Source organism: Bacillus sp. AFS023182, assembly GCF_002560575.1.
GTDB lineage: Bacteria > Bacillota > Bacilli > Bacillales > Bacillaceae_G > Bacillus_A > Bacillus_A arachidis.
In genome coordinates, this window is record NZ_NTRO01000078.1 from 1 (window position 1) to 792 (window position 792).

General features: G+C 37.1%; 1 pseudogene. It reads left to right on the forward strand.

Annotated elements, in window-relative coordinates:
- Nucleotides 1-792, forward strand: a pseudogene (locus CN288_RS25035) (transposase); the annotation flags it as partial.

Consider the following 792-nt stretch of genomic DNA (forward strand, 5'->3'; position numbering starts at 1 on the left):
AAGTGCCACGGGCACCATTTCTTATCTTTGTGTGTATGGTTAAATCAACAAATCGCTACTACCTCTCTTACTCAACTTTGTAGTCAATTAGAAACTTCAACAGGAATTTTATTAAGTCCGGAGGGACTTAATCGACGATTTAATTCGGCTTCTGTAGCCTTCTTTCGAACTGTATTTACTACACTTCTACAAGCTAAAATTGGAGGAGTATCTAAGATTTCTCATTCTCTTTCTNNCTTGATTCTACAACCTTCCAAGTTCCAGATCGATTCGCAACTACTTATCCTGGTGCCGGAGGATGTAGTCATAAAGCTGGTGTGAAAATTCAACTTGAGTATGACTTGTTAAGTGGAGAATTTTCTGATGTGGAAATTGAACCAGGAAAACGAAGTGATCAGGCATATAGTGCGACTCGAACAGGCATGGCACAAAAGAATGAANNAGAAAAGAATTTGAAACAGTGGTATTTAAAACAAAACCCGCTCAATTGAAACCGGTATATATACAAATTCATTTGGAAGACATCATGAAACAATTGCAGCCTGGTCAAGTGTATGAATTACATGATGTATATGTAGGGAGTAAAGACAAACTGCCTACTCGTATTGTAGTTTATAGATGTACCGAGGAGCAAAAACAGAAACGCTTACGTGACCGAGCTATTCGCGAAAAGAAAAAAGGAATTACATATACAGAGCGTACGAAACTTTTACAAGGTATTACGGTATATATGACAAACATTCCTACGGAATGGATACCAAAAGAGAAAATTTATGATTTATATTCACTACG